We start from the raw sequence: 8937 nt of genomic DNA on the forward strand, positions 1-8937 counted from the left end.
TCCGGGCCCCGCGACAGCGGGACCGCGTTCGACGAAGAGAAGGACCACGAACATGACTGCAGATCCGTTCCGTCTCGGCTGGTTCGGCAACCTCGCTGCCCCTGAATGGAAGTCGCCGTACAGCGGCATCGACGCCACCACCAATTACTTCAACGGTCGCTTCTACGTCGACATGGTCCGGAACCTCGAGCGGGCCGGCTTCGACTTCCTCATGATCGAGGACTCGCTCATGGTGAGCGACATCTACCGCGGCACCGCCGAGATCGAACTCAAGCACGCCCGCTACGCACCGAAGATGGACCCGGTCGTGGCCGCCTCGATGCTCGCCGCCGCCACCGAGCACATCGGCATCATCGCCACCGCCTCGACGACCTTCTACCACCCCTACCAGCTGGCACGGCAGTTCGCGACGCTCAACAACCTCACCGGTGGCCGAGTGGGCTGGAACATCGTGACCTCCAGCGAGGACCTCGCCGCCCAGAACTACGGCCTCGACAAACTGCCGGAACACGATCTCCGGTACGAGATGGCCGAGGAGTTCGTCGACGTCGCGATGAAGCTGTGGGGATCATGGGAGGACGGTGCCATCCTCGCCGACCCGGAGAGCGGCTACTACGCCGACTACAAGAAGGTCCATCCGATCCACCACGAAGGTCGCTTCTACAAGTCCCGCGGACCGCTGAACGTTCCTCCGGGACCGGGTGGGCGTCCGGTCTTCTGCCAGGCAGGCGGATCGCCGCGCGGCCGCGACTTCGCCGCCGAGCACGCCGACATCATCCTCACCATCCCGCACGGCGTCGAGGGGGCGAAGGAATACCGCGCCGACATTCGTGCCCGAGCGGCCAAGTTCGGCCGCAATCCCGACGACATCAAGGTGTTCTCGGTGGTGTACCCGATCGTCGGTGAGACGGAACAGGAGGCCAAGGAGAAGAACGCCGCCTGGTACGCCCGCAAGGAACACAACTTCGAGGTCCAGATGGCGCACTTCGCGGCGACCATGGAGATCGACTTCTCCCAGTTCGACCCGGATCAGCCGATTCCGGACGACGTCTCGACCAACGGGCACCAGAGCCAGCTCGAGGTCTGGCGCAAGCAGCTCGGCGGCCGCACCATCCGCGAGGGCTTCAGCGGAATGCGCGTCCAGACCACCGAGATGGTCGGTACCCCGGACTCGATCGCCGCGCAGATGGACGAGTTCATGCAGGAGGTCGGTGGCGACGGTTTCCTCATCTACGGACAGCCCATCAGTCGCCAGTCGATCGCCGAGATGACCGACGGTGTCGCTCCCGCGCTGCAGCGCCGCGGCCTGCTGCGTACCGACTACGCCCACTCCACGCTGCGCGAGAATCTCCGCTCGTTCAGCTGATGATGTATCGCATCTATGTCGACACGCCGTGCGGGCAGGTTCACGCCCGCACGGCGGGGTCGGGCCCCGAGGTCGTGCTCCTGCTGCACCAGACGGCCTCGTCGTCGGAGATGTACGAGGCGTTCGCCGCGAAGTTCCTCGCGGCCGGCCACGGCGAGCGCTACACGCTGATCGCCCCGGACACTCCGGGCTTCGGGATGTCCTTCGCCCCACGTGAGCAGTACGCCCTGCAGTGGTGGGCCGACGACATGATCGCGCTGCTCGACGCCCTCGGTGTCCAGCACGCGCACCTGCTGGGGCATCACACCGGCGCCGCGATCGCCGCGACGATCGCAGCGCGTCACCCCGGCCGGACCGCGAGTCTGGCGATGGTCGGAGCGGTGGCCATGTCGCCCGAGGACCGTGCCCGGTGGCACGCCGGAGTCACGGCGATGACGCCGGCCGCCGACGGTGCACATCTGCTGACGGCCTGGGAACAGGTCGGAACGATCGATGCGGACCTCGCGTTCGCGCCGGACGTCGCCCTCCGGCATCGCGAGGTGGTGGACAAGCTCCGGGCCGGAGTGCGTTGGCACGAAGCGTATCTCGCCGTCTTCTCCACCGATGTCGGTGCTCTGCTGGAGGCGGTCGCGGCCCCGGCGCTGCTGCTGTGCGGCACCTCCGACGTGCTCCATCCCTACGTCCCGGAAACGAGGCGCGCGATCCCACACGCACGGTACGTCCCCCTCGAGGGCGGCGGATACATCCTCGACCAGGATCCCGCCACGGTCCTCGAGCACTACATCGAATTCCTCACCGACGTCTCCGAGGAGGTCGAATGCCCACCAGCCCGATAGCCGTGTGGTTCCTCGAACCCGGCAACGCTGCGACGATGCTCCGCACCGTCCTCCACCTCGATCTCGCCGGTGCCGATGCGGTGGTCCTTCCCGGCGAGGCGGACTGCCCGGAGGCGTTGTTGCTCGCTGCGGCTGCCTCACGGCGTGCGTCGCGGATCGGTCTCGTCGCAGAGATCTCGCCGTGGAGCCAGCCGCCCTTCCTCACCGCCCGAGCCCTGGGCACGCTCGACGCCCTGACCCGTGGCCGCGCGGGATGGCTCGTCTCCGGTCGCGACACCGGCACCACCTGTTCCGACGACAGTGGACGCTGGTCGGCCGGCGCCGCGAGCGCGGCGGAACGGCAGGACGCGCTCGCCGATTATCTCGCCGCGACCGCCGCGCTCGGCAACTCGTGGGAGCCCGACGCTCTCGTCGCGGACGTGTCCTCCGGGCGGTACGTGGATGCCGACTGCGTCCACGTCACGAACTATCACGGCCCCTACTTCTCCACCCGCGGTCCGCTGAACGCGCCCCGCCCACCACAGGGACGCGCGGTGCGCTTCGCCGAATATCGGCCGAACGCAGCAGAATCGGACGTCGCCGACGTTCTCGTCGTCGGATCCGAGGAGGACATTCCCGCAGCGCGGGCGAGCGCGGATCGGGTGTTGTTGAAAGTCGCGGGGGACGCCGCGGCCGCACCCCCGGTGACCTCGGCCGACGGCTACGCCTTCTGCGGCGTCACCGACGGCCGTCTGCTCGGGCAGGTGCTGCACGAGACGCTCCCGGCGCTCGTGCCCGCTCCGAGGTGTGGTCTCCTGCGCGACCGATTCGGTCTGAGCGCATCCGATTTCGAGTTCGTCCCGTATCACGCCGAACAGGAGGTACCGGTATGAACGAGCCGATGACGCTCGGATGGTTCGTCAACTACATGCCCATTGGATGGAACCGGCCCTGGGCAGGACCGGATCCGCGGGCATGGACCGACGGCAGTTTCTACGTGGACATGGCCAAGGCCCTCGAGCGCAGTTGCATCGACTTCGTCATGCTCGAGGATTCGAGCGTCGTTCCGGAGAACTTCGGCGGTGACATGGTCGCGGAGTTCAAGGCCACCGTGAAGGCCCCCAAACACGATCCGCTTCCGCTGGCAGCGGCCATCTCCCAGGAAACCAGCCGCCTCGGCGTGGTGACCACCATGAGCACGAGCCTGTACCCGCCGGATCGGCTGGCGCGGATGCAAGCGACGCTCGATGAACTGTCCGACGGCCGGAGCGGGTGGAACATCGTCACCTCGTTCGAGGATCTTGCAGCCCGGAACGTCGGGCTGGAGAAGCTGTGGGAACACGACGAGCGCTACCTCCGCGCCGATGAGTACCTCCGCGTGACCTCCGAGATGTGGTCGGGTACCGACGGAGTCGACTTCGACGGGCGTTACTACCGGGTGAACGGCCCGGCCGCTCCCATGAGCAGGCAGGAGCGGCCCGTCCTGTGCCAGGCCGGCGGATCACCCGCGGGCATGGATTTCGCAGCCGAATGGGCCGACCTGATCGTCTCCGTCCCGGTGGGCATCGACGCCATGAAGAAGTACCGGGACGGCATCCGGGAACGGATCGAACGCAGCGGCGGCGACCCGGACCGGTGCCGGGTGCTCTACATGGTCACACCGATCCTGGGGGAGACCGACGCCGAAGCGGCTGCGAAACGCGACCGCATGTACTCGCCGGAGTCGGACAACTTCCTGCGCCGGATCGTCCAGCTGTCCAACATCTCCGAGATCGACTTCTCGACCTACGATCTCGATGCACCGATTCCCGCGGACGCCACCACCAACGGGGCACAGAGCATCCTCGACACGATGAAGCGGCTGACCGAGGGATCCTCGCTCCGGCAGGTCCTCGGAAGCACCGGCGAATCGACCTCCCTCGACCTGGTCGGAACGCCGGCGACGGTCGCGGACCGCATGGAGGAAGCGATGGAGATCGTCGGCGGCGACGGGTTCCTGCTCTTCCACGGTGGGGGAGGCCTCATCACCCGGCGTTACCTCGACGAGGTGCTCGACGGTCTGGTCCCCGAACTCCAGCGCCGCGGACTCACCCGCAACGAATACGCAGAGGGCACGTTCCGGGAGCGCCTCGCCCGGTCGGTCCCCACCGGCGGATAGATCGAGTTTTCCGCGGTATCACCGCCGCGTCGCACAGTTTCCGCAGGTGAACGGTCTGCGGGGGCGATGTGCAACGGCGCAATATGTACGCCACATTTCGGTCGCACTCCCGACACAGACGTCGGGTCGAATAACCGGTGACGGGCGGAAAGCCTCGCCCGAAAGGAGATCCACATGAAGGTCACTGTCGTTGCCGGTAACCCGAAGCCCGGCTCCCGTACGCTCGACGCCGCCACCATGCTGGCCACCGCGCTCACCGGGGAGGCCCCCGATCACGTGGTCGACGTCGTCACCCTCGGTCCGGGCCTGCTCGGCTGGGGCGACGACGCGGTGAAGGAGGCGGTCGAGACCGTCGCCTCCTCCGACCTCGTGGTCTTCGCCAGCCCGACCTTCAAGGCCACCTACACCGGCATCCTGAAGCTGTTCCTCGATCAGTTCGCCACCGGTGACGGACTGCGCGACGTCACGGCAGTGCCGCTCATGCTCGGCGCCGGACCTGCCCACGCGATGGCGCCCGACCTGCTGCTCAAGCCCGTGCTCGTCGAACTCGGCGCCACCTGCCCCGCCGCGGGGCTGTACCTGATCGATTCCACCTACACCACCGACACCCGGATCGCCGAGTATGCCGAGCGCTGGGCGCCGGTGCTGCGATCCACCATCCGGACGGAGGCACGATGACCACCCTCGCCCTCGACGGCGCCGCCCTGCGCCGCGCGTTCGCCCACGTCCCCTCGGGTGTCGTCGCGATCTGCGCCGACACCGGCAGTGAGCGGATCGGCATGGTCGCAAGCACGTTCGTTCCCGTCTCACTCGATCCACCGCTGGTGGCGTTCTGCGTGCAGAACAGTTCGTCCACCTGGCCGAAGCTCGAAGCGCAACCGCGCCTGGGCATCAGCGTCCTGTCGTCGGAACACGACATCGCGGCCCGGGTGCTCGCCGCAAAGAACGGGGACCGGTTCGCGGGCATCGAGACCGAAACCCGTGAGGGTGGAGCGTTGTTCGTCAACGGCTGCGGTGTGCGGATGGACGTGTCGATCGAACAGCAGGTGCCGACCGGTGACCACGCGATCGTCGTGCTGCGCGTGCACGAATTGTTCTGCGACGAAGCCGATCAGGCGACGGAGCCGATCGTCTTCCACCGCAGCTCGTTCCGGCGTCTGGTGGCGTCGTGAGCCGCATCGAGGCGGCGCTCGAGGCGTTGCGGGCGGGTAAGCCGGTCCTCGTCTCGGACGCCGCCGACCGGGAGAACGAGGGCGACGTCATCCTCTCCGCCCAGCACGCGACCGCGGAGTGGATCGCGTGGACCGTCCGGCACACCTCGGGTCTGCTGTGCGCCCCGATGGCCGGTGCCCGCGCCGACGCCCTGGACCTGCCGGCGATGGTCGCCGACAACCAGGATCCGAAGCAGACCGCCTACACCGTCACGGTCGACGCCGCGCGGGGCGTCACCACCGGCATCAGCGCCGCGGATCGTGCGACGACCCTGCGTGTGCTCGCCGACCCGACGGCCACCTCGCGTGATCTGATCCGTCCCGGCCACATCCTGCCGTTGAGGGCCCGCCCGGGTGGAGTGCTCGAGCGTCCCGGTCACACCGAAGCCGCCGTCGACCTGTGTGCACTCGCGGGCCTGCCGCAGGTCGGTGTGATCGCCGAGCTCGTCTCCGACGACGGATCGATGATGCGCATGCCGGAGATCGAAGCGTTGGGCGCGCAGTACGACCTGCCCGTGCTCACGATCGAGGAGTTGATCCGCTACCGCGCGGCGCATCCGTTTCCGTCACCGGTGGTGCCGTCCGGACGGGTCGTGAGGGCCGACGAGGCATCGATGCCGACCCGCTTCGGAACCTTCCGTGCCGTCGGCTATCTCGACCGCCACACCGGTGCCGATCACATGGCGCTCATCGCCGGACCGCTGAGTGACGCCCCGCTGGTCCGGGTGCATTCGGAGTGCCTGACGGGCGAGTCGTTCGCGTCGCAACGCTGCGAGTGCGGTCCCCAGCTCGACACCGCGCTGGAACGGATCGCGCAGGAAGGCGGCGTCCTTGTCTACCTGCGCGGCCACGAAGGCCGGGGGATCGGCCTGCTCAAGAAGCTCGCGGCCTACCGATTGCAGGACGGCGGCTTCGACACGGTCGCAGCCAACCTCGAACTCGACGAACCGGCCGACGGGCGCGAATACGGCGGTGCCGCCGCGATACTCCACGATCTCGGCATCGGCTCGGTGCGGCTGCTCACCAACAACCCTGCCAAGATCGTCGGACTCGAGGGCAACGGCATCGTCGTCGCAGGGCGGGAGCCGCTGCACGTCGGCGTCGCACCGGCGAACGTGCGGTATCTCGAGACGAAGCGGCGGCGGATGGGGCACATGTTGCCCGCGGCGCAGAACTGAGTCGGATCCTCGCTGCACGAACCGAGGTTCGCCCCTGCTGCAGCAGGGGCAAACCCCGTTTCGGCGAGCGAAGTTCGATTTTCGCCGGCGTTACGGAAATCGTTGTGGGAGCGACGGTGCGGGCCTTAGCGTGACCTGCATGCGGACGCAGCAGCGAATCACAGTGCTCGGCGCCGGCGGGCGTGCGGGAAGTGCGATCACGCGAAGGGTGCTCGGGGAGGGGCACCGGGTCACCGCGCTCGTCAGATCGGCTGCCCGTCATCCGTGGCTCGAGGGGCGCGGTGTCACCGTCGTCGAGGGTGACGCGACCGATCCGGCCGATGTGGCGCGGGCCGTCACGGACGCGGACGCGGTGATCAATGCGGTGACGCCCTTCTCCGCCCCGCCGGCGTCGTTCGGCGGCTTCGACGAATCCTTCTACGAGCGGGTGATCGATGCGATCCTCGCAGGCATCCGCTCCAGTGCGGTACGCATCGTGACGGTGGGTCTGTCGGCCGACCTGCGGCTGCCGGACGGTCGAGTGGTGGCGGACGATCCCGAACTGTTCCCGCCCGCATTGCTGCCGTTCGCACGCGCGCACGCCCGGGAGCGACTCGCTCTCGAGGCTGCCTCGCCGACGCCGGACTGGCTGATCGTCGTCCCTCCGGCCGGTCTGTCCGCCGAGGTCCAGAGTGACGGGTACGTGCTGGCCGAGCCGGTCTTCTCGGATGCCGCGCTCTCGTACGGCAGCCTCGCCGCGGCGGNNCGCCGACGAGGCCGTGCGGCCGACTCGGCGAGGCAGCGTGTTGGCCCTTCCGCGAACGCAGTAGCAGGAGGCTGTGCGATAATCTGGTCGGCGACCGAGCATTGCCCGACAGGAGACGCCGTGACCACCACCGGTGAGACGCAGCCCGCCGCGCTGCGTACCGTGTGGCTCAGCTGGCGCCTGTATGTGGATCTGTGCCGCGTCTCGTCGCGGCGTTGTCGTCGCTGACTCCCTCGATCACCGAGTCTCGGTGATCGCCGAGTTCCGCGTACCCATCGACACCGCCCCGAAGGTTTCCTATGTCTCTGTCGTTCCACTGGTTCCTGCCCACGTCCGGTGACAGCCGCTCGATCGTCGGAGGTGGCCATGGCGCCGATCTGCGCGCTCAGGCCTCCGATCGTCCCGCGACCCTCGACTATCTCGGTCAGATCGCCCGGTCGGCCGAACAACTCGGCTTCGAGGCGGCGTTGACCCCGACCGGCCTGCAATGCGTCGACGCCTGGATCACCACATCGATGCTCATCCCGCAGACGCGACGCCTGAAGTTCCTCGTCGCGTTCCGTCCCGATGCGTTGTCGCCGACGCTGGCCGCGCAGATGTCCACCGCCTATCAGGAACATTCCGACGGACGCCTGCTCATCAACATCGTCACCGGTGGTGAGAGCAGCGAACAGCGCGCCTACGGCGACTTCCTGGAGAAGGATGAACGCTACCGTCGCACCGACGAATTCCTGTCGGTCCTGCGCGGACTGTGGCGCGGCGATCTGGTGTCGCTCGACGGTGAGCACGTCCACGTCGAAGGCGCCCGTCTCGACAGGACACCCGCGGTGACGCCGACGGTGTACTTCGGTGGTTCGTCGCCTGCCGCGCTGCCGGTCGCGGGTCGTCACGCCGACGTCTATCTCACGTGGGGTGAGCCGCCGGCCGCGGTCGCCGAGAAGATCGCCCGGGTGCGGGCCGAGGCGGAACGGTACGGCCGCGACCTGCGTTTCGGCGTCCGCCTGCACACCATCAGCCGCGACACTTCCGAGCAGGCGTGGGCGGAGGCGCAGCGACTGATGGACGACATGGATCCCGACGACATCGCGCTCGCCCAGGCCGGTCTCGCGGCCAGCGAATCCGAAGGGCAGCGCCGCATGCGCGAACTCCACGGCAGCGGCACCCGCCACGACGGTGACGCCCGCACTCTCGAGATCCATCCGGGTCTGTGGAGCGGGGTGGGTCTGGTGCGCGGTGGCGCGGGCACGTCCCTCGTCGGCAGCCACGCCGAAGTTGCCGCACTGATCGAGGAGTACCACGCCGCCGGTGTCGACGAATTCGTGCTCTCGGGTGTGCCGCATCTCGAGGAGGCGTACTGGTTCGGGGAGGGTGTGCTGCCGCTGCTGGCCCGTAGGGACTTGTGGACTCATCCGGACCGGGTTGTGCAGCCACAGCTCTCGACGCTGGTCCACTGACGACTGTGGG

Annotated in this window: 9 protein-coding genes; all 9 read left to right on the top strand. The window is 68.2% G+C overall.

The genetic code is table 11. From position 1 onward, the window contains the following. The first annotated feature begins 52 nt into the window (after nt 1-52). The 9 genes from ACLBYD_RS10925 to ACLBYD_RS10965 all read left to right on the top strand — a co-directional run bounded on the left by ACLBYD_RS10925 (nt 53) and on the right by ACLBYD_RS10965 (nt 8927). Nucleotides 53-1366, top strand: coding sequence for an NtaA/DmoA family FMN-dependent monooxygenase (locus tag ACLBYD_RS10925; RefSeq protein ID WP_447816453.1), 1314 nt, complete (start codon nt 53-55; stop codon nt 1364-1366). Next, nucleotides 1366-2202 carry an alpha/beta fold hydrolase gene (locus ACLBYD_RS10930; protein WP_447816454.1) on the top strand — a complete coding sequence of 279 codons (837 nt, stop codon included), beginning with the start codon at nt 1366-1368 and terminating at the stop codon, nt 2200-2202. Before ACLBYD_RS10925 ends, ACLBYD_RS10930 begins: the two co-directional genes overlap by 1 nt. Beyond that, nucleotides 2184-3074 carry an LLM class flavin-dependent oxidoreductase gene (locus ACLBYD_RS10935; protein WP_447816455.1) on the top strand — a complete coding sequence of 297 codons (891 nt, stop codon included), beginning with the start codon at nt 2184-2186 and terminating at the stop codon, nt 3072-3074. Before ACLBYD_RS10930 ends, ACLBYD_RS10935 begins: the two co-directional genes overlap by 19 nt. Beyond that, nucleotides 3071-4339: an LLM class flavin-dependent oxidoreductase gene (locus ACLBYD_RS10940; RefSeq protein ID WP_447816456.1), complete on the top strand. Its 1269-nt coding sequence runs from the start codon at nt 3071-3073 to the stop codon at nt 4337-4339. Before ACLBYD_RS10935 ends, ACLBYD_RS10940 begins: the two co-directional genes overlap by 4 nt. 174 nt (nt 4340-4513) lie before the next feature. Beyond that, nucleotides 4514-5017, top strand: a complete 504-nt coding sequence (locus ACLBYD_RS10945) for an NADPH-dependent FMN reductase (RefSeq protein ID WP_447816457.1) — start codon at nt 4514-4516, stop codon at nt 5015-5017. Beyond that, nucleotides 5014-5511, top strand: a complete 498-nt coding sequence (locus tag ACLBYD_RS10950; protein ID WP_447816458.1) for a flavin reductase family protein — start codon at nt 5014-5016, stop codon at nt 5509-5511. Before ACLBYD_RS10945 ends, ACLBYD_RS10950 begins: the two co-directional genes overlap by 4 nt. Then, nucleotides 5508-6728, top strand: a complete 1221-nt coding sequence (ribB, locus tag ACLBYD_RS10955; RefSeq protein ID WP_447816459.1) for a 3,4-dihydroxy-2-butanone-4-phosphate synthase — start codon at nt 5508-5510, stop codon at nt 6726-6728. The genes ACLBYD_RS10950 and ribB overlap by 4 nt, the downstream gene beginning before the upstream one ends. A 139-nt stretch (nt 6729-6867) precedes the next feature. Further along, nucleotides 6868-7701 (top strand): NAD(P)-dependent oxidoreductase, encoded by an 834-nt coding sequence (locus ACLBYD_RS10960; protein WP_447816460.1) that lies wholly within the window; start codon nt 6868-6870, stop codon nt 7699-7701. Nucleotides 7702-7772: 71 nt separating this feature from the next. Continuing rightward, on the top strand, nt 7773-8927 hold the full coding sequence (locus ACLBYD_RS10965; protein WP_447816461.1) for an LLM class flavin-dependent oxidoreductase: 1155 nt from the start codon (nt 7773-7775) through the stop codon (nt 8925-8927). Nucleotides 8928-8937: the final 10 nt, after the last annotated feature.

The sequence above is a fragment of the Rhodococcus sp. C26F genome (assembly GCF_053345925.1).